The organism is Mesorhizobium sp. ORS 3428 (assembly GCF_001854785.1).
In the GTDB taxonomy this organism is placed as follows: Bacteria; Pseudomonadota; Alphaproteobacteria; order Rhizobiales; family Rhizobiaceae; genus Mesorhizobium.
In genome coordinates this window covers 24,414-45,537 of sequence record NZ_MDFL01000125.1, presented here as the reverse complement: position 1 = coordinate 45,537, position 21,124 = coordinate 24,414, and the positions used below count along the sequence as shown (strand labels likewise).

Sequence of the window (21,124 nt, the reverse complement as noted above, 5' to 3'; positions counted from 1 at the left end):
CTCCCACCCGGCTAGTCGAGAAAAGGCAGYACCACAAGCGCTTCCGGGTCTAGCCCGTGCTGGGCGCATATACCCTGCGCCAGGGAAAAGTAGCGTTCGGCCTCGGCCAGATTGTCGAGGTCGAGATTAAGCGTTGCCAGACCATCATAGCACGGAAACAGCAGTTGGGGTTCGCTCGTTTCGCGGGCTACATCAAGTGCTTCGTTGAACAGGCCAACCGCCAATTCAGGACGGCCGTTGCACTGGTGGATCTGACCAAGCACGATCAACGGCACCGGCAGGTGCTCGCGCTGGTCGAGYGCCCGGTCGATCTCGATGGCCTTCTCGGCAGCAGGCACGCCCTCCGTTGGACAGCGATCCGTGAAAGTACAACAAGCGACCGCCAGATTGGCGAGGAGGCGCGCCTGGAAACCCAGATCACCAATATGGCGCGCCACCTCAAGACCGCGCCGACAGACCTCGATCGCCTGTGCCGGATTGATGGTCGTGTAAAGCACGCCGAGATTGGTGTAGCCGCGGCAGGCCGCTCCCAGCAGACCGGCGGCTTCTGCCAATTCGATGCTACGCTCGATCTGACGCACGGCTTCAAGGTTTCGCCCAAGACGGGCCAGCGCAACAGCCTTTGTGTTGAGTGCTTCGGCGGTCACAAGAGTGGCATCACTCCCTACCACTGAGACATGCTCCGGCGTCAGCTTGCGTACGCAATCCAGCGCCGCGTCTGCCCATTTTGCCGCAAGGGTGTGATCTCCGCTACGGAATGCCTGTCGGCCCCGTTCCTGCCAGWGATGCGCCTGCTCAATCGGGGCATCCRCTCCATCGAGGAGCGCTGCCGCTTCGGCATAGCGGGATTCCGCGTTGTCCCGCTTGCCGACGTCCCAGAGCAGCCGACCGATCTTGCGCAAAACTCGCGCCGAAGCGACGCGATCGGCTGACTCGCGATATGCCTGCAGCACCGCCTCGTAGTGTCGGTGCGCGATCTCGCGGCGACCCACAGGGCCACTCAAATCGGCAATCCGCTCTGCAATTGCCAGTTTGAGCGGTGTTTGCCCGATCGCGCTCAACGCCGTCAGTGCTCGCTCGTAGAAACGAAGCGCGTCGTCGTTGGCGTATATCATGCGGGAGCGATCGCCCGCCTCCTGCAGGTAATGCGCGCCCCTTTCCCGGTCGGCGCTCTGTGCGAAATGATGACCGAGCACGGTTAAATCCTCGAGCCGTTCCGGCTTGTCGCCRCACAGTTGCTCCAAGGCGGCACCGACACGCCCATGGRTGTCGGTCCGTCGTTGCAGGAGCAAGTTCTGGTAGATCACGTCCTGCAGCAAGGTTTGCGTAAAGCGGTAGCTTTGCGACGAGACCGAACCAGACCCAGCAACTTCCTCGATGATTTCCGCATCGCAAAGCAGTTCGCAGCCAGCTTCTAGCTGGCCGGGATCAGCTGTCACGGTTTTCAGAAGTGTGGCATCGAAGCGCGGGCCGATTACCGCGGCCTCCTGGGCCAACCGGCGCACCTCCTGGGGCAACCGATCGACCCGAGCAAGCAGCATTGCCTCGATTGTGGCGGGAATGCCGGTTTCGACTTCGCTTGCTGCAGTCCGCCATCGCTGGCCCTCGCGTATCAGGACACCGCGATCGATAAGGCCACGAATGATTTCCTCTACAAAAAGGGGATTGCCGCCGGCGCGATCGAGGATCTGGTCGAGAAGCCCTCCTGCGGACTTTACCCAGCTCTCGCCGAAAAGCGCCGCCAGCAGGCTCCGTCCGTCATCACCGTTGAGCGGTGATAGTCTGAGCGCTGTGTGACTGACCCGACTTGAGTCGAGCTGGTCGTTGTGCGGCGCCGGGCGCTGCGTGACCAGCAACATCAAACGCGTACGTTCCAACCTGTCCATCACGAAACGCAGTGCCTCGAGCGACACGGYGTCGGCCCAGTGCAGGTCTTCGACGACTATCAACAGTGGCGACAAGGCAAGCCGCCTTTCGATGATCGTGCGGACCGCATAGAGAATTTGCCGCCGCAGCTGCTCGGGCTCGACATGCTGCAGGGTGGCATCGGGGTCGCCAAGCCCAAGCACATGGTAGAGCAAAGGCATGAGCCGCTTCGCCTCCTCGCCCTGCAGGCCGAGGTCGGCAAGCAAGCCTGCGAGCTTGCCCCGCATCTCGTCGCCATTGTCTTTTTGCATCATCCCGGCGGYGCTGCGCACCACTGCGCCTAAGGCGCCAAACGATTGTTCGCCCAGCGGTGAGCACGTGGCCTGCCGCACGGCGACGTTGCGAAACCGATCCTCGTCGCCGACGCGGGCGACGAGCTCCTTCACCAGCCTCGATTTCCCGATACCCGCCTCTCCGACGAGGCGAACAAGTTGGGCCGAGCCGCCGCAAGCCTGATCAAGGCTCGCCAGCATTCTGTTGAGCTCCGCGCCACGACCTATTATCGGCGCGCTGAGGCCGAGCGCCTCGAGCCCACGCGCTGCACGCGGCGCCGCAAGCGGTGCATCCAGTCGGTGGACGAGCACACTGCCGGCCTTGCCGCGAAGCACTACATCACCCAGCGGCTCGTAAGAGAAGGCATGCCGGGTCAGCCTGTGAGTGAGTTCGCCTACGAGCACCTCACCCGGTGCGGCCAGCGATTGCAGGCGTTGCGCCGTATTCACGGTGTCACCGGTCACCGAATAGGATTTGGYGGTGCCGATACCCAATCCGCCAGTGACGACCGGACCCGTGTTTATGCCAATGTGGAGTAACAGCGGCGAACCGGAGTGGGGAGTCCCGTCGCCGAGCCGCGCCATCCGGGCCATCATGTCGAGTGCAGCACGAAGCGCACGTTCCGCATCGTCCTCATGCGCGACCGGCGCACCGAACAAAGCGAGCATTGCATCGCCGATGAATTTGTCGACGAAACCACCGACGTTTCGCACGRCCGCCGTCAATTCCTTGAACAGTTCGTTCTGCAGTGCCTGCATCACCTCGGGGTCGAGCTGCTCGCTTAGTGTCGTGAAACCGCAAAGGTCGGCGAACAGGACCGTTACCGTCCGGCGATCGGCGTCAGAGACAGGCAGTCCGTCGCCTTCGATGTTCGGAAGCAGCGACGGAGTTCGAGAAGGCGGCACAATGGTCCGGCCCGGTGTCGGAGCAGGCCGATCGATGGCTTTTGCCGGCGCACCGACGCTTGCCCCGCATTTCGGACAGAACTCGAAATCAGGTGCGCAGAGATAGCCGCAACTGGCGCAAGCCACGGGCTGGCGCCTGCCACACTTCGGACAGAAAGCGTAACCGGCCTCAACCTCGAAACCGCAGCCCGAACAGTCCATCGAGCAAGACCTCACAAGGGCCGTGACGGCGTGATCTCGCCACGCACTTCACGGCCAGGGTATTCACAAGAATGAACCGATAGCCGTCGTCCAGCAAGCGGCAGCGCAAATGGGGCATCGAGCGATCGGTCCAAGTCCGGTGGCAGAGCGCTGCCGGTTCGCGGCGGTTCCGTAGCCGTCGTCCACGAAAATTCCCTCTTACCCTCCGTCTTCCTGCTATCATGGAGACGAGGACACGTACCCATGAGCGAGAACCGGAAGCTAGCCGCAATCCTGGCTGCAGACGTGGTCGGATACAGCCGGCTCGCGAGCGCGGACGAAGATCGCACCTTGGCGCGGTTGCGGGCACTGCGCAGCGACCTGATCGATCCGATCATCGCGGTGCACCACGGGCGGGTGATCAAGCGCACCGGGGATGGAGCGCTGGTTGAGTTCCGCAGCGTGGTGGATGCCGTGCGCTGCGCCGTTGAGGTTCAGAACGGCATGGTCGAGCGCAATGYCGGCGTGCCGCAGGACCGCCGCATCGAGTTCAGGATCGGTATCCATTTGGGGGATGTGGTCGAAGAAAGCGACGGCGACCTGACGGGCGACGGCGTCAACATCGCCTCGCGTTTGGAGGGCGTCGCGGCGCCCGGCGCCATCTGCCTGTCCGAGGACGCCTATCGCCAGGTCAAGGCGAGGCTCGACCTCTCGGTCAGCGATCTCGGCAGCACGCACCTCAAGAACATCGCCGAGCCGATCCGGGTCTATTCACTGCAAGTCGGCAGCGCGGGGACCAAGCCGGCCGCGACCTCGGAAATCGCGACGGGCCGACCTGCGACGGCAGCTCCGCCAGAGCTGTCTATCGCCGTCCTGCCGTTCGTCAACATGAGCGGCGACGCCGAGCAGGACTATTTCGCCGACGGCATCTCTGAAGATATCATCACGGCGCTGTCCAAACTGTCGCAGCTCTTCGTCATCGCACGCAATTCGTCGTTCACCTTCAAAGGCCAGAACGTCCATGTGCAGGAGGTGGGAACGAAGCTCGGCGTGCGGCATGTCCTTGAGGGCAGCGTACGCAAGTCGGGGAACAGGGTGCGCATCACCGCGCAGCTCATCGATGCAACCTCTGGCGGCCATCTTTGGGCGGAGCGGTTCGACCGCGACCTGACCGACATATTCGCCGTGCAGGACGACGTGACGCAGCAGATCGTCGAGGCRCTGGCACTGAATCTGAGTGAGGGCGACCGTCAGCGGCTGGCGCCCGACCATGCGCGCAACACGGAGGCGTATGACTATTTCCTGCGGGGCCGGGAGCTGTGGCACCGGCTGACGAAGGAGACGAATATCGCAGCCCGCGACCTCTTGCAACGTRCCATCGAACTGGACCCGAACTTCGCTTCTGCCCACGCGTYCCTCGCGCTCACCCACGCACTCGATTACCTGAACGGGTGGAGCGCGTCGCCGCCGGACGCGATGGCGCAAGCGGAAGAGACCGCAACGCGAGCGGTAACGCTGGATGGCACCGATCCCTGGGCGCACTGGGCGCTGGCTATCGTCAGGCTGTTCACACGGCGGCACGATGAGGCCATCAACGAGGCCGAGCGCGCGATAGCCCTCAATCCAAACTTCGCCGAAGGCCACGTGATCCTCGGCGAGGCGCTGCACTATTCGGGCAGATCCGAGGAGGCGCTCGAGAGTTACGCCCGGGGCAAGACTTTGAACCCATACTTTCCGGATGTGCTTCTGCATTTCCAGGCTTTGGCATCGTTTCAACTCGGAAGGTACGAAGAGGCCGTTGACCTCTTGATGCAACGCCTGGCTCGCAACGCTGTCACCGATGTCTCTCGCGCCCTTCTGGCCGCCAGCTACGGCCATCTGGGCCGTTTTGCCGAGGCGCGCGGGGCATGGCAGGAGGTGCTTCGCGTCAATCCCGACTATTCACTGGAGTACCGTTGCAAAGTTTTGCCCTACAAGAACCCTGCCGATTTCGAACTTGTGGTGGAAGGGCTCCGTAAGGCCGGCATCGCGCAATGACAGGTGAGGCCATGTCAGGTCAGGCTTGAACTGCAGCCGAGCGTGATGGACCCTCCGCGATAAGGCCTGAAGTGAGGCTCAGGTGGCCTTGATCTCTGCCTGGCCGATCTTGCGCCATCGGGCGTCTTCTCGAACCAATTTCAGGTCGTCGGTCGTCTCTGCAAGTGTTTGCAAGCGATACCGCCGCAGCAGATCCGGGAAGAGCGCCCCTTCCGGAAGGCCAGCAAGCTGCTCGCGGACCGAGATCTTTTCATCGATGACCCGCACGCCCCAGGCATTTTCCCTAACCTGCAGCTCCTGAGCCAGATCGCGCTCTTCCGGCGCATTCTTGTCAAGCGCGGCCAGCAGGATCGAGTGGAAAAGCGCCACATAGCCAATCTGTCTCAGCCCGCCCACAACCCGCACCCGCGGCAATATGGCAAGAACCAGGAACGTCAGGAATAAGTTCGGCAGCAGCACGCCTTCCAGCAGCGCCTGCTTGAGATGTGTTCGCTCGAACGGGATGGAAAGACCATGCGGCCTGTCGGGCTCGATCAGGTGGCCGTTCTCGAGGACGAGCTTGCGCACACGCTCGTCGCGGATGCCCCAGAAATAGGCTGTGGCATTGGGCAGGAATCTGCCAAATGGTCTCGATGCGGTCTCTTGCAAGGCACGTTCGAGACGCTTGCGCCTTGCGGGCTCAAAGAGCAGCCTGGAAAGAAGGCTGCCGTCATATTGCAGGTGCCGAGCCATGGCGGCCGCGGCCAGCCGATCATCGATGAAAACCGGCAGGGCCATAGTGGAACGATCCCAATTGGCGACCAGATCCTCGTTGAGGGCTGTCAGCGCATCGGCAGCGGTTTCAAACACCTTGTCTTGGCTGGCAAGCAGTGTGTCAAGCCAGCGGCTGGTATCCGCTTCATCGCCCACCGCTTCGAGCGCGCGTTTGTTGAGGGAGACAGGACCGGCCACGCAGGCGCTTTTGCGGCACAGTTTGTGGCGCCCCATGCCAAACAGGTTGATCTTGTCGTCGCCGACATCTAGCCATCCCGGCCCCTCCCGGCCGATTGTCTCCATGGTCATCGTCGTTCCCATGAAGCCGAAGAAGGCCGACAGCCCGTTTTCGACCGCGCCGAGCCAGGCAAGCAGGAGGGCATCGAAGGTGATCCGGTCCATTAGAAGCAGGCAGTGCAGGCCGGACTGAATCACCGGCCTGTGCTCGAACTCTTCGAGGGCCCTGCCGATCTGTTGGGGCTGCATGATCGCATCAAGGCGCTGATGTAGGACTTCGCGCAGGATCGAGCGGGCAGCGATTGCCGGGCCCGATGCAGGCCTTGCCACCGGCCGCCACAGATGGCGGGCGTAATCGGAAACCGGCGCATTCCAGTTCTGCTTGATGTCGCGCGCGACTTCCGGGCAGAGCAGCGACAGCACAGCCAGAATTTCCGCCGGAGGCGTAGCGGTTGGGTCAACTAGAGCGGTCATGGTCCCGTCCAGCCGCTTGCAGGGCAACGCCAAGGGAGACCATCGCTCCACACATGGATCGTCAGCTCGATCAAAATGGTACGAGACGAAATTGACGGTATCTTACAGAGTTGTCCATGAGTAACCAGTGTTCGCCGTCTCGGCGCGAAGTGTCAGATTGGCTAGACAGATAAGCCCAAACAAAAGATCTCAGAACCGCAGCCGGGCCATGCTCAGGACGTCGTGGTACTGTCCGTCGGTAAAACCGGCCTTGACATGTCGACCTTCGACCTGGAACCCGTGGCCTGTATAGAGACGGATCGCCGGTTCGTTGTCGGCATAGACGGTCAATTCGACCCGCTTCAAGGCGCGCCAGTTGTCGGCCACGTCAAGCAGCGCGCCAAGTATGGCAGAGCCGATGYCCTTGCCGACAAAGGAATCGTCAAGGCCGATATTGATCTCGCCAATATGCGAACGGCGCGGCGAACCCTGCACGACCAGGCTGCCATGGCCGACGACCTTGCCTTCCATCTCCGCAACGATCCAGGTGGTTTCCTGCCCGGCCTTGGCGATGCGCCGCTCGACCTGCTCCACCCTTTCGAAGGGCATCCTGAGCGTGCCCCAGCGGAAGCCCGGCATGTTGAAGATAGCGCAAAGCGCCTCCGCATCGCTTGGCCGGACAGACCGGAGCTGCGGCTGGATTTTCTCGGATGAAGTCGTGCTGGTCATAGCGTTCTCGGCGAAGGCCACGATGCACCGGACATTACCCGCAAATCCAGCTCTCTCCTCAATTCATGATGCCGATTGCGGGCTAAAATATCGGAAGGCGGCGTAGAGTTTGAAGACGCCGCTGATGCCGATCCAACCGAAAAGGGCGAGCCAGCACAATGTCCCGGCCGCCCCCCAATCGATCCGGTGCACGGCAGCGTCGGTGATGGCGAGGCCAAGGATGGCAAGCAGGCCAACCAGAAACTGCGCCAAGCCGAGCACCAGCAATTCCTCGCGCGGCGCGCTTCTCCAGACTAGATATATCCCGCCCGCRCCGGCGAGGAAGATGGCGCTGTAGACCTGAGCATGGAAGGCATCGACCGGCCATGGCCAGATGCTGCTGAACGTCAGGGGAAACAACAAAAGGCCGGCGCCATAGAGCCCAAGGATCGCCGATTCCACTGCCATGTAGCCGCGCCATACGGGATTTAAGGTCACGCCTTTTGCTGAAGGACGATCCCTCGCCCGCCACAGGAACAGTGCGGATACTACGACCGAGGCAAGATAGACCAAAAACCAGAGCCAGGGCGCTTTGCGCGCGAAATTGAAATAGCCGAGATTGATGAACGAGGCCACCGACACGATGACGGTGAAGATGAGGGCCATGACGAGCACGAGCCTGCCAGGCGACCAGCGATTCCAGAACAGCAGCGCCGCCATCACGACCATTTCGGCGGTGTAGAAGCCGCCAAGGAAGCGGGCATTGAACGGGGTGAGGACCCACGGCCAGCGCGGCTTGACCAGCACGGGCGCGAAGAACAGGCCGGCGCCTACGGCCAGGACGATAATGACCACCAAGGAAAAGAGGCGCAGGGTAGCGGGAAATGGCGGATTGTCGGATGTCGGCATGGAGAGCCCGCATAGATAAATGCCCATGGATCATCATAGTGCCGCTTGCGGCCGGCGAAAATCCGCCAAACGGCATTGAGCTATCGTCCGGCTTGTCTATTCGAATGGCCGTAGGGTCCGTTTCGAAGTAAAATGRCACAGTCGGACCAAGACCAGTCCGGTCAACACGTTTCGGCGGCGCACTTCTTCCGGAGCCTGCACGATGAACGAAGGTCAGGATCTGTTCTCGCTTCTGCGGCAATCRACCGATGTCGATCGGGCGGCAATCGATGYGATCAAGCGAACCATCGCGGAGGGCAAGGACCGCGAGCTTTGCCGCATCAATGCTCTAGCCTTCGCCAGCAAGCATGGCCTCGACGAGGAACGCGCCATAGGCGCCTTTCTGCATGCGGCGCGGGTGGGCCTGTTCGACATTTCCTGGAATGTTCTATGCCCCGGCTGTGGCGGCGTGCTCGACAGCAACGCCACGCTGAAAACCCYGCAGAAGGACGAATATACCTGCGCGCTGTGCTCCGAGGGCTATTCACCGACCCTCGACGAGATGGTCGAGGTGACATTCACGGTCAGTCCTCGCGTGCGCAAGATTGCCGCCCACAATCCACACGAACTGCCGTTGGTGGAATATTTCCGCCAGATCTACTGGGCGTCCGGCGTCGATCTACCGGAAGAGGATTTCGCCAAGACGATGGAAGCGTTCTCGCTGGAGGATATCGAGCTTGCGCCTGGTGAAAAGGCTGTTCTGCCCGTACAGCTTCCGTCCGAATTCATCATCGTCTTCGAGCCGGTCACCCATTCAGTGCAGTTCATCGACGTCAAGGGCGAACCGACAAAAGAGCGCCGAAGCCTCTCCTTGGTCTTCGACCGCGAGCATGTCCAGAACCAGACGCTGGAGATGCAACCCGGCCCGTTGCGCATTTCGCTGGAGAACAGGACCGACACCCGCGTGCTGCCGACGGTCTTCATCGCCGGCCACGCATTGCATGATCTCCTGGGCAAGCGCCGGCCCTTCCTCACCGCCAAGCGCCTGCTCACCAACCAGACGTTCCGCGATCTCTATCGCACCGATACGCTCGACATCAACCAGCGACTGAAGATCACTAGCCTGACCTTCCTGTTCACCGACCTGCGCGGATCGACCGCCCTTTACGAGCGGGTGGGCGATCTTTCGGCCTTCGATCTCGTGCGAGCGCATTTCCAGATTCTGCACGAGATCGTCGCGGCCGAAGCAGGCGCGGTCGTGAAGACGATTGGCGATGCTGTGATGGCGACCTTCGCGACGCCCGATCGTGCGATTGCGGCGGCCCTCAGGATGCGTGACGCCATGCGTGCGCTCAATGAGAAGAGCGGGCGCGAGGATCTGCTGCTCAAGATCGGAGTCCATGCCGGCCCGTGCATTGCCGTGTCTATGAACGAGCGACAGGACTATTTCGGCCAAACGGTCAACATTGCTTCGCGAGTCCAGAACCTTGCCAACGCACAGGCGATCTTCGCCACGCGCGCCGTGGTCGACGACAATCTCACCGCCGATCTGTTGCACAGGAACGCGCTGACGCCCGTACCCCACGAGGTCTCGCTGCGCGGCATCGAGCGGGAGATAGCGGTATACACGATCCCCTGAAGACTTGGGCCGTTTCGGCCCTCAGACGCGCCTGCAGACAAAATAGCGATCGGCGGGTACCGAAGGCGGCAGTGGAAGGCGTTGCAACTGCGGGTGATCGAGCGGCGTGCCGCTGACCGCAATGCCGCCGACGCGAAGCAGGCGCGCGGTCAGTTCGGGAAGCCAGGTAGCGGTCACTGCATCGCGATCTTCATAGCCGGTGCCGATGTCGGCATGAACAAGAGCGGCGTCGATGCCAATGAACCTGCTCGCCGTCTCGCGGATTTCCCCGAGCACTAGGTTTTCAGCTTCGGGAATTGAGCTGGCGTGTGCGGCAAGTGCGCGATCGAACGCCACGATGCGACGTCCGGGCAAGCGCTCGCGCAGGTGGTGGAACGTCCGGCCATTGCCGAGACCGAGTTCAAGGATGGGACCCTCAATCTTCGCCACCTCCGCGCAGACTTGATCGAGAATGTCGCGCTGCGCGGTCAGCCTGCGGATGAAACTTTCGAGGCGACTCATATGCGTTTGTGTGTCCTGAACCAGCTCAAGAGACCGGCAATGCCCGCGACCAGGATGAAACCCGAGAGCAACGTGTTAGCCCGATCCGGCGTCGCCGCATATTAAGGCGAACGTTCAACACAGCAACAGGCCGACGACGAACCGGGTGGAGTCTGCGGCTTGGCGCGCGGCGGACTGGCGATGTCACTTGTAGGGGTCTGCAGCGTCCCGCAAGCCGTCGCCGAGGAAGTTGAACGCCAGAATGACGAGTATGACGGGGAGGATCGGCAAAAGTAGCCATGGATAAAACGCGATCACGCTGACGCTGCGCGCCTCGGTGAGCAGGATGCCCCAACTGGTTATCGGCGCCCGCAGGCCGAGCCCGAGGAAGCTCAGCGCCGTCTCGCCCAGGATCATGCCGGGTATGGATATCGTCGCCGTCGCGATCAGATGCGACATGAAGCCCGGGATCAGGTGCCGCCGGATAATGCGGCCGCTGCTGGCGCCCATCAATTGCGCGGCCAGAACGTAATCCTCCTCGCGCAACGCTAAAAGCTTTGAACGCACGGCTCGCGCCAATCCGGTCCAATCGAGCAGCCCGAGGATGACGGTGATGCCGAAATAGATCAGGATCGGACTCCAGGTTATCGGCATGATCGCCGCCAGGGCCAGCCATAGCGGAATGCTGGGGATCGATTGCAGAACTTCGATTATCCGTTGAACGATCAGGTCGAAGATGCCGCCATGATAGCCGGCCAGTCCGCCGATGACTATGCCGAGCAGGAAACTGAAACTGATGCCGACGAGGCCGATCGTCAGTGAAATGCGTGCTCCATAGATGATGCGCGAGAACACATCGCGCCCCAGCCTGTCAGTGCCGGCCAGAAAGAGCTGACCGTTTTCGGCAGGGCAGACAATATGCCTGTCACCTTCGATCAGGCCCCAGAACCGGTAACTGTCGCCCTTGCAGAAGAAACGGATCCGCTGAACATCATCCTGTTTGTCGATGTAGTTCCTCTTGAGCGTGTCCATATCCAGCGTCATCTGGCGGCCATAGACGAACGGCCCGACGAACTGGCCGTTGTGAAACAGGTGCACCCGCTGCGGCGGCGAATAGATGTAGTCCATGTTGCGCGTGTGCAAATTGTAGGGCGCCAGGAACTCGCAGATCAGAATCCCGAAATAAAGCGCTGCCAGGAATATGCCGGATATAAGGGCAAGCCTGTGCCGTTGGAATTTCCACCACATCAGCCGCAACTGCGACGCCTGAAAGACCTTCGACTGCTCAGGCGTCATCGCCTCGACCGACTGCAAGTCGAAGGGCGCGATGGAAACGTAGTGTTGCAGTGGAGCACCCGGAGCGGGCAGCGGCGATTGCGTGTTCATTTGGTGCTGCCGCCTTGCAAACGAATTCGCGGATCGAGCAGCGCCAGCGCCAGGTCGGAAATCAGCACCCCGATGACGGTGAGGAAGGCGAGGAACATCAGGAACGACCCTGCCAGATACATGTCCTGGCTTTGCAGCGCCTTGATAAGCATCGGCCCGGTCGTTTCCAAAGACAGCACGATCGCCGTGATTTCGGCGCCGGAGATGAWGGCCGGCAGGATAGAGCCGATATCTGAAATGAAGAAATTGAGCGCCATGCGCAGCGGATATTTGACCAGTGCCTTGAAGGGATKAAGGCMTTTGGCGCGCGCGGTCACGACATATTGCTTGTGCAGTTCATCAAGCAGATTGGCGCGCAGCCGCCGGATCATGCTCGCGGTACCCCCGGTGCCGATGATCAAGACCGGGATCCAGAGATGGGCGAGGATCGACTTCGCCTTGGCCCAACTCATCGGTTCGCCGAGATATTGCTGGTCCATGAGATGRCCAATGGACGTGCCGAACCAGATGTTGGCGAAATACATCAGGATCAGCGCCAGCATGAAGTTCGGAATGGCAAGGCCGAGAAGGCCGAAGAAAGTCAGGCCGTAGTCGCCCCAGCTGTATTGATGCGTGGCGGAGTACATGCCGATCGGAAAGGCGATGAGCCAGGTGAAGATGATCGTGACGAAGGAAACCAGCACGGTCAGCCACATTCGGTCCCCGATCACGTCGCGAACCGGCAGCTCATATTCGAAGGAATAGCCGAAATCGCCGTGCAGCATCCCGCCGACCCAGTAGAAGTAGCGAATGACCGGCGGCTTGTCGAAGCCATATTCCTTCCGCATCATCTGGATGCGATCGGAATCCACGGCTTCGCCCTGAGCCCGAAGTTCGGCGACATAGCTGTCGAAGTAGTCGCCTGGGGGGAGTTCGATGATCGTGAACACCAGCGCCGATATGATCAGCAGCGTTGKAACCATCACAGCAATGCGCCAAACAATATATCGAAGCACGCTCAGGACTCTCCAAGCCAGAATGTATCCGGCATGTAGACACCGAAATAGGCAGTCGKGTCGTAGCCGTAGAGCGCCTTGTCAGGCAGATTGCGCAGCCGCGAGGATGCCAGAACCGGCTGATGCGTGGCGTTCACCGTGCCGATCGAAAATACCTGATCGGTGTAGATCGACAGCATCGAATTCCAGATTTCGGCGCGCTCCGCGGCTTCGGTCGATGCGTTCCAGCGCTTGAGCAAAGCCATCAACTCAACCACAGGCGGAAGATCGGGCGCCTCACCAAGCGTGCCATGAGACAAGTAGTGAGCACCCCAGAGCGGCCATTGCAGCTGGTCGTCCATGGTTGGGGCCAACTGGTACGGGTTCATATCGGCGGTCGCCACGCCATTGTCGATGCCCGACCACATCGACATCATGATCTGGCCGCCAAGCGCGCGGCTGCGGAAAATGTCGCGCTGCGAAGTCCGGATGAACAGGGCGATGCCGATCTGGCGCCAGTGATCGGTAATGAGTTCGAGCGCGTCGGTCTCCAGCGTACTTTCGCCGGCCGTTTCAACTATGATCTGCGCCGGGCGTCCATCGGGAAGTATCCGCAGGCCGTCATCGTCACGCCTCTGCAGCCCGACCTCGTCGAGCAGGGCATTGGCCTGGTCAGGATCGTGGGTGATCCAGGCTTTCGCGAATTCCGGCCGGTAGAGCGGGCTCTCCGGCAGGACCGTATCGGCACTTTCCTGCGCCAATCCGTAGAACACGGCCAGATTGATCTCGCGCCTGTCCACAGCGAGCGAAAGTGCGCGGCGCACGCGCACGTCACGAAGAAGGCCACGCCACACCTGGTCGGCACAATTCAGATTGGGTAGCAGCGCCAGCCGCGACCCCTGTGTGCGTTTCCAGAGATGCATCTTCACCGGGTAGCGCTTCTCTGCGTCCTTCAGGAAGACATAATCGGCGAAGTCAATTCCCATGCCTTGCAGGTCGCTTTCGCCCGCACCGGTCTTGGCGGAAATGATCGCCGACGAGCTGACATTCATGACAACCCGGTCAATGTAAGGCAGTTGCCGGCCATTCTCGTCTATTCGATGAAAGAACGGGTTCCGCTCGAAGACGAACTGCTCAGCCGGCGGCTTGGTGCGGTTCCGCCAGGGATCTAGCGTCGGCAGATCCGGGTTTTCCGGGCGATACTGCCGCGACATGCGGATATGCAGGAGCGTCCATTTCTGGACCCGGTTCTCCTTCATCAGGCCGGCGAGCCGGTATGGATCCTGGTATTTCTTGTGGAACTGCTTGAGGTAGGCGGCCGGCAGAACAAGCGATAGCGGCGAAGCAGCAGCGAGCCTGGGCAGGAAGTCGGGATTGGGCGCATCCCAACTATAGCGGACCGTCAGCGGATCGACGATTTCGAAGCGCGGCGGCTTCCCGTCCGCCAGCAGGGCCGGGGCAAGCCCGCCTTGCGAAAGCTCATCGTTCAGCCAAACATCTTCCCAGCAATAGCGAAAATCCTCGGGCGTCAGCAGGCTACCGTCAGACCATTTATGTCCTTCCCGTATCTTGAAAGTATAGACGCGATCATCCGCTACGTCGAAACTTTCGAGAATGTCGGGTTGCATGTTAAGCTTTTCGTCATAGCCGACCAGGCGAGCATACCCGTAGATCGTCATCATCCGGATATCTTTCTGGCTGCCGATGATCGTGCGCAGCGTGCCGCCATATTGGCCGGGCTGCCGGCCCATCGCTGCGAGATTCAACGCGCGCGGGCTCTTGGGCAGGCGTTCGGCGAGTACCGGCAGCGCCTTGGCCTTCAGCCGCGGCTGAAGAAACTCCGGCTCCAGATCGCCGGCGCGCAACGTGCCCGGCAGAAATGCCGAAGCCATGAGCCCAAGGACGGTGCGCCGGCTGATCAATGGCGTAGCTCGCTGACGTCGGCCGAACGTCGGGCCAGCACGAGGTGGCCGCCACCAAGATCGAGCGGCGACAGCACATCCTCGTCGCCCTCGTCGCGGAATTGCGGTCCCCATGCGCTAGTGTCGGAGGCGCCGCCGAGCTTCAGCGTCTTGAAATCCATCGGCCTGTCGAGATCGGGGAAAGGTACGGCGGCGACCAGTGAGCGCGTGTAGGGGTGGACCGGTTTCCTAAGCAGAATTTCGCGCGGCGCAAGCTCGACGATACGCCCGCCGCACATCACCGCGATGCGGTCTGCCATGTAGTCCACCACCGCCAGGTTGTGGGATATGAACAGGTAGGTCAGGCCCAGTTCCTTCTGCAGGTCCTTCAGAAGGTTCAGGATCTGCGCCTGGACAGAGACGTCGAGCGCCGAAACCGGCTCGTCGCAGATCAACAGTTCAGGTCCCAGCGCCAACGCGCGCGCGATGCCGATACGCTGACGCTGCCCGCCGGAGAAACTGTGCGGATAACGCTTGATGAAGCGCGGATCGAGCCCGATTGCCTGCATAAGGCTCTTGACCGTGGCGAGTCGGGACGCGGCATCGCCGCGCTGATGGATTTCCAGTGGCTCGCTCAGGATGTTCTCCACCGTCATACGAGGTGAAAGCGACGAAACCGGATCCTGGAACACCATCTGGATTTTCGCGCGCAGCATGCGCAGGGCCTCTCCCTCGCCGGCCAGGACGTCGACCGGTCCATCGCGGCCATTGAAGATCACAGATCCGCCAGTAGGAGTGACAGCTCGCATGAGGATCTTGCTGACGGTGGTTTTGCCGGAGCCGCTTTCGCCAACCAGACCCAGGCACTCACCCCGCCTGATATCGAAGCTCACGCCGTCCACGGCGCGAACAGAGGTTTGATGCTTCCCGCCGAACCATCCGGACTTGCGGATGGTGAAGACCTTTTTCAGATCCCTGACCGACAGCAGGATGTCGTCCGGCCCCTTCGATGCCGGCGCCGTCTGCTTGCCGAGCAGGTTCCCGACGTTCACCGGCACATCGCGAAGCGCCTTCAGCCTTTCGCCGGGCTTCAGGTCGAAATGCGGAACGGCTGCCATCAGGCCCTTTAGGTAAGGGTGGCCTGGCCGGCGGAATATCGCCTCCACAGGTCCCGCTTCCATGATCTCGCCCTGATAGATGACCACCACCTCGTCGGCGACATTCGCGACAACGCCGAGGTCGTGGGTGATCAGCAGCATCGCCATGTTCAGCTTGGTCTGAAGCTCGCGCAGTAATTGCAGGATTTGCGCCTGGATGGTGACGTCCAACGCCGTCGTCGGCTCATCGGCGATCAACAGGGCGGGCCGGCAGATAAGAGCCATGGCGATCATGGCGCGCTGACGCAATCCTCCCGAAAGTTCAAAGGGATACATGTCATAGGCGCGCTTCGGATTGGGAAAGCCGACAAGGCTGAGCATTTCCTCCGTCTGCGCCTTGCGCTCCGCCCGAGCCATGGGCGTATGGATCCGCAGGGATTCGCTGACCTGGTTGCCGATCGTGTGCAGCGGCGACAGCGATGTCATCGGCTCCTGAAAGATCTTGCCGATGCGGCTGCCTCTCAACGCCCGGATTTCAGGTCCATCGCGYGGCATCTGCAGGATATCCTGCTTCGTGCCCGGCTTTTCGGGATCGGAAAAAAGGATACGGCCGCGAACGTGGGCTATGTTCGGCAAAATGCCCATCACTGCCTGGCTGAGAACCGATTTTCCGGAACCGGACTCGCCCACAAGCGCGGTAACCTTGCCGGGCAGGACGCGAAGGTTTGCGCGCCTGACGGCATGCAAAGGTCCCCCGATGATGGCAAAAGAGATGCCAACATCCTCGATCCGCAGCAGATCAACACCCGAATTCATTCCACACCAGCCCCACTCTGGCAGGTCCGGAAAGCGAGACTAGCGCATTGCCAGCCTAGAGCAACTTGGATTCGAAACGGTCGCCAGTGGCGGAAACAGGCGACCGGATTGCCGACCGACGGCGTTCGGATCAGATCGTGGCCGCTACTGAACCTTCGTCGGGTCRCCCGCCGACAGCCGCGCGGCATCGCGGTGAAGCAGCATGACCTGCTCGGCGTCCGATCTTCGGTCGTAGATCGGCTCCAGCGTACCATCTTCATCTACTGCGAGAGCACCCGACAGATCGGGTGAAAGCACCGTCAGCTTCTGCTTGATGCCCGCCAGTTCCTCGCTGCCGAGCGTCAGCCAGCTGTTGGCGCCGCAATAGCTGGCGAAGTCTTTGCTGGCGAGAACGCTGTGCGGATATTTCTTGGTCAGGGTTTGGAGGCGCTGGACCTCGTTTACAGCCGAGCCGAAGACAGAGAATGTGAGCCGGTCGGTAAGCCCTACATTGCCGAACATCACATTGCCGACATGCAGGCCGATACCAAATTTTATGTCGGACAACCCCTGCTCCTTTCTGCGCAGATTGAGATCCGTCATGCGCACGGTGGCCTTGTGCGCCGCCGCAAGAGCAGCTTGACATGCGATCTCGGACTGCGAGCGGTGCCTTTCGCAAGGGTAGACGGCAATGAAGCCATCCCCTATGAAACTCATGATCTGCCCGCCTCTGCGATTGAAAGGTGCAGCAACTGCGTCGAAAAACTGGTTCAGCGTATCGATATAGATTTCGCGGCCAGAGGTTTCGGCAAGCTTTGACGACCCACGCATATCGGCCATGACCAGTGCGGCCCGGATTGTGTCTCCCTCGCCGCGCTTGATCTGGCCGTCCAGCACGCGCCTGCCGGCGTCRCCGCCAAGATAAGTGATCATCATGTTGTCGGCGAGCTTGGTGAGYACCGCCATCTTGGTTGCGATAGCGAGATGGCTCTGGATGCGCAGCAGCGCCGAAATCATGCTGTCGCTGAAGCCTGCAGCACTGTCGGTGGACCAGGACCCCATCATGCCCTGACTGGTGTTGCCGCTGAAGGGAAGTACGAAAGCCATGTAATCGGTGATGCCCATAAGCCTGAGGTCATCGAAAACAGGAAACTCCGACGGCACCGACGGGTCGAGACGGCGCCGCAGATGGTCGAGCTGATTGCTGAGCAGATGGTAGTATGGGCTGGTCAGGAATCTGTCAGACGGCACGCCGGGCCTACTGCGGAAGCTTTCTACTTCCATGCCCTGGCCGCGAAGCCAGGTGAAGCCAAGCGCGTCATAAAGCGGATGAAGCATCGAAAAGCTCAGATGCACCCGCCTCAGCGGCAGGCCGGCAGCAGCCAGCCGTTCGCAAAAGCCTTTATTAATGTCTCCAGGTCGTTGCCCGCCAGCGCCGACTGGTTCARCCAATCGGCAACCTTATCCATGAGAATGGTAGAAATTTCCGCTTGCGCTGTGCTCATGCTATCTCGAAACCCGTCGAAGACGAGCCATTCTCCTTTGATCTGCCCACAAAACAGTCCGCCAACGACCCAAAGATGAGACCCTCAAAGTCAATGACCCGGCTTCGGCGGCAAAAGCCGGCGAAGAATTTCTCGAATGACTGCCCTTGCGGGCAAGCGGCAGGTGCAACTGCATCTATCTGCTGGGCATACTGCATCTATCTCCTGGGCATTATGTGTCGACGCTGCCAGCGGAGTGCAACCACGATCCTGACATCGGGCAAAAATTCGCCGTCCCAGACGAGCGGTCAGGCCTTTACCACCGTCTCTCGGGCCAGCCCGAGGCGGCCAAAAACATTGCGCGTGTCGACGATCAGAAGGGCGTGATCGGCGATCGTCTGATAGTCGATCGTGTCGTGATCGGTTGCAACGACGACAGCATCGAAATCCTTCAAGGCCGCGTGGGTCAATTCGACCGAGCGGCGCCCCTTGATCGCCATATGCTCCCGTGTGGTCGGAATCTCGGTAACATGCGGATCGTGAAATTCCGCCTTACCGCCCCATTCCTCGATGAGTTCAATGAGCCGCAATGAGGGGCTTTCGCGGATGTCGGGCACATTCTTCTTATAGGCGAGCCCGATGATGAGAATGCGCGAGCGGCTGAGCGCCTTGCCGCAGCGCCGGTCCAGCGCCTTCGCCAGTTCGTCGACCACATGACGCGGCATAGCCGTGTTGATCTCTGCCGCCAGTTCGATGAAGCGGGTCGGCAGTTCGTATTCGCGCGCCTTCCACGTCAGGTAGAAGGGATCGATCGGGACGCAGTGCCCGCCAAGTCCGGGGCCAGGATAGAAAGGCATGTACCCGAAGGGCTTGCTCTTTGCCGCCTCGATCACCTCCCAGATGTCGATGCCCATCGCACCGAGCACGACCTTCAACTCGTTGACCAGGGCTATGTTGACCGAACGGAAGATGTTTTCCGTCAGCTTGACCGCCTCGGCGGTCGCCGTGGTGGAAACCGGAACGACGGTCTTGACCACACCCTGATAGAAGGCCTGCACGAGCGCCGCCGCTTCAATGCCGTCGCCTGCCACGACCTTGGGGATCGTCGCGACTTCAAAGCTGCGGTTGCCGGGATCCTCGCGTTCGGGCGAGAAGCCGAGGAAGAAGTCTATCCTCGACTGCAGGCCGGTCTGTTCCAGTATGGGCTTGATCACGTCGTCGGTGGTGCCGGGATAGGTGGTCGATTCCAGCACGACCAACTGGCCGAGACGCAGATGCTTCGCGATAGTGCCTGCCGTGTTCCTGACAAAGGAGAGGTCCGGCTCGCGGTTTTTCGTCAGCGGTGTCGGAACGCAGATGATGATGACATCGCAGACGGCCAGTTCGGCAAAATCCGCAGTGGCGCGGAACCGTCCGCTCGCCACCTCGACGGCAAGGGCAGTGGACGTCACCGCCTCAATGTAGGATTGCCCGCTGTTCAGGTTCTCGACCTTCTGGGCTTCGATGTCGAAGCCGGAAACCGGGAAGCCGGCGCGTGCTATCGCGACCGCCAGCGGCAATCCGACATAGCCCAGTCCGATCACACCGACTTGCGCGGTGCGCGTCGAAATCCGGTTCAGCAGACGGTCATATGTCGATCGTGAGGCGTCCAAAAATCTGTTTTCCCCAACGGACAGGCTATCCCCTTCCATGGCGAGGCTCACGTGGACCCAACAACCCCGAGGCATATTGCGGAAAATGGATCTCCGCAAGCCGTYGTCAGGCCGACACCTTCGCCTTCAGGCTTGCGGCCGCCATCGCATAGCCGCCGGCGGCGCCGTCGATGAAATGAACGTGATCGCGCTGCAGCGGCGAGGCGACGAGGCATGTCATCAAGGCCGATTTCTGGCGGTGCAGGCCATAGTTGCAAATGCCCGCCTCTTCCGCCTGCTGCAGCCGGTTCTCGATCCGTTGCAACAAATCCGCATCTACATCGATGGTCATCTTCAAGCCGTCATCGAACTTCCGGAAATCCGAATTGCTGGCCACGTCGCGTTTGTAGATCTTCGGATCGAACCTCCCGATCGTCCAGCCATATCGATCGGTGACAGCCGCAAGCGTCAGCAGGAACACTATCCACAGCTTCGACAACCACCGCCTTCCCGCCGGCGCGACGGCCCGGGCCTCGAGATCGAGGCCGGCGGGCGAAAAACCGTAGGCCGGCCCGTTCACCGGCACCGGATGGCCATCGCGTTCCTGTCGGCCGACAAGGGCGATGATGTCGGAAGCCAGAACCTGAAAACCGCGCACATCACGCGAGGCCCCCGGAACAGCTATGATCGAGACGATTTCGCCATGCCGGGCTTCGATCGGGCTCCAGCGGCAGGAGAGACCGGTCAGATCCGGCCGCGCGTTGGCCGGCGCAGGATCGATCAGGTAGCGCCCCGCTTTCATCTCGGCTTCCGCCCAACTGCCGCCACCGCCGGCGAACATGGCATAGAACACCGCTTCGGAGGCCCGGAACCTCGCCACCCGCACGTCGAGGCCTTGCGCTCTTATATCCTCTATCGGCACGATTGCGGCACGCAAGGTCAGGTCCAGCTCGTCCGCCACCCATCTCTGGGCAGCCGCCAGCGCGTTGCGAGCGATCTGCAGCGCCGAGCTCGGAAACGCCACGAGCGCGCCGTCGCCGCCGAAGACAAAGGGAAGATCTTGCCGACCCAGCGCATTGAGCAGCGCCGAAATGACGCTGGYGCCGGCCATATTGACGGTTTTATAGCGTCCAGCCCCGATCGCCTTGGTCGAGCCGACGATGTCGGCGGTAGCCAGCGCCCAACCATCCGGGAGAGGCCGATAGTTATCGATATCGGCAACGCTTTCGAACTTTGCGAAGACCGGCAAAGAAGCAACGAACGGGTCGGACGCTGCAGCTGTTTCCATGAGCATGCGATAGCACATTCCACTGCTTGAAGTGAAAGTCGATCATGCTTCGAAATTGACTTGCGCAGACTTTCCCATGATAGGGTCCG

At 61.0% G+C, this 21,124-nt stretch carries 13 protein-coding genes and 1 pseudogene; 2 read left to right on the top strand and 12 right to left on the bottom strand.

The genetic code is table 11. From position 1 onward, the window contains the following. Nucleotides 1-11: 11 nt before the first annotated feature. On the bottom strand, nt 12-3,305 hold the full coding sequence (locus tag ORS3428_RS18765; RefSeq protein ID WP_071099791.1) for an adenylate/guanylate cyclase domain-containing protein: 3,294 nt from the start codon (nt 3,303-3,305) through the stop codon (nt 12-14). A 243-nt stretch (nt 3,306-3,548) separates the two neighbouring features. Between ORS3428_RS18765 and ORS3428_RS18760 the strand changes: the two genes are divergently transcribed. After that, complete coding sequence (locus ORS3428_RS18760; RefSeq protein WP_071099790.1) at nt 3,549-5,321, top strand: adenylate/guanylate cyclase domain-containing protein; 1,773 nt, start codon at nt 3,549-3,551, stop codon at nt 5,319-5,321. Nucleotides 5,322-5,399: 78 nt separating this feature from the next. Here ORS3428_RS18760 and ORS3428_RS18755 read toward each other — a convergent pair whose 3' ends face one another. From ORS3428_RS18755 to ORS3428_RS18745, 3 genes are all read right to left on the bottom strand, one after another. Next, the gene (locus ORS3428_RS18755) at nt 5,400-6,734 is read right to left on the bottom strand and encodes a hypothetical protein (RefSeq protein ID WP_244508031.1); all 1,335 of its coding nucleotides are present in this window, start codon (nt 6,732-6,734) and stop codon (nt 5,400-5,402) included. A gap of 240 nt (nt 6,735-6,974) precedes the next feature. Continuing rightward, the gene (locus ORS3428_RS18750) at nt 6,975-7,493 is read right to left on the bottom strand and encodes a GNAT family N-acetyltransferase (protein ID WP_071099809.1); all 519 of its coding nucleotides are present in this window, start codon (nt 7,491-7,493) and stop codon (nt 6,975-6,977) included. 63 nt (nt 7,494-7,556) lie between these two features. Beyond that, a complete protein-coding gene (locus ORS3428_RS18745) occupies nt 7,557-8,279 on the bottom strand; it encodes a hypothetical protein (RefSeq protein ID WP_244508030.1) in 723 nt (240 codons plus the stop codon). 304 nt (nt 8,280-8,583) lie between these two features. On the opposite strand from ORS3428_RS18745, the gene ORS3428_RS18740 reads away from it, so the two are divergent. Further along, nucleotides 8,584-9,999: an adenylate/guanylate cyclase domain-containing protein gene (locus ORS3428_RS18740; RefSeq protein ID WP_071099788.1), complete on the top strand. Its 1,416-nt coding sequence runs from the start codon at nt 8,584-8,586 to the stop codon at nt 9,997-9,999. A 21-nt stretch (nt 10,000-10,020) separates the two neighbouring features. On the opposite strand, the gene ORS3428_RS18735 is transcribed toward ORS3428_RS18740, so the two are convergent. From ORS3428_RS18735 to ORS3428_RS18695, 8 genes and pseudogenes are all read right to left on the bottom strand, one after another. Beyond that, nucleotides 10,021-10,500 carry a class I SAM-dependent methyltransferase gene (locus tag ORS3428_RS18735; protein ID WP_071099787.1) on the bottom strand — a complete coding sequence of 160 codons (480 nt, stop codon included), beginning with the start codon at nt 10,498-10,500 and terminating at the stop codon, nt 10,021-10,023. A gap of 183 nt (nt 10,501-10,683) precedes the next feature. Beyond that, nucleotides 10,684-11,865: an ABC transporter permease gene (locus tag ORS3428_RS18730; protein WP_071099786.1), complete on the bottom strand. Its 1,182-nt coding sequence runs from the start codon at nt 11,863-11,865 to the stop codon at nt 10,684-10,686. Continuing rightward, entirely contained in the window at nt 11,862-12,860 is a 999-nt protein-coding gene (locus tag ORS3428_RS18725; RefSeq protein WP_071099785.1) for an ABC transporter permease, read from the bottom strand. Before ORS3428_RS18725 ends, ORS3428_RS18730 begins: the two co-directional genes overlap by 4 nt. A gap of 2 nt (nt 12,861-12,862) precedes the next feature. Then, nucleotides 12,863-14,761, bottom strand: a complete 1,899-nt coding sequence (locus ORS3428_RS18720; protein ID WP_071099784.1) for an ABC transporter substrate-binding protein — start codon at nt 14,759-14,761, stop codon at nt 12,863-12,865. Beyond that, nucleotides 14,758-16,653: an ABC transporter ATP-binding protein gene (locus tag ORS3428_RS18715; RefSeq protein ID WP_071099783.1), complete on the bottom strand. Its 1,896-nt coding sequence runs from the start codon at nt 16,651-16,653 to the stop codon at nt 14,758-14,760. The genes ORS3428_RS18720 and ORS3428_RS18715 overlap by 4 nt, the downstream gene beginning before the upstream one ends. 144 nt (nt 16,654-16,797) lie before the next feature. Further along, nucleotides 16,798-18,137 (bottom strand): annotated as a pseudogene (locus ORS3428_RS18710) (adenylate/guanylate cyclase domain-containing protein). A gap of 287 nt (nt 18,138-18,424) precedes the next feature. Then, entirely contained in the window at nt 18,425-19,807 is a 1,383-nt protein-coding gene (locus ORS3428_RS18700; RefSeq protein ID WP_172833702.1) for a nucleotide sugar dehydrogenase, read from the bottom strand. A gap of 67 nt (nt 19,808-19,874) precedes the next feature. Further along, nucleotides 19,875-21,035, bottom strand: a complete 1,161-nt coding sequence (locus ORS3428_RS18695) for a DUF3095 domain-containing protein (RefSeq protein WP_071099807.1) — start codon at nt 21,033-21,035, stop codon at nt 19,875-19,877. Between the last annotated feature and the right edge of the window lie 89 nt (nt 21,036-21,124).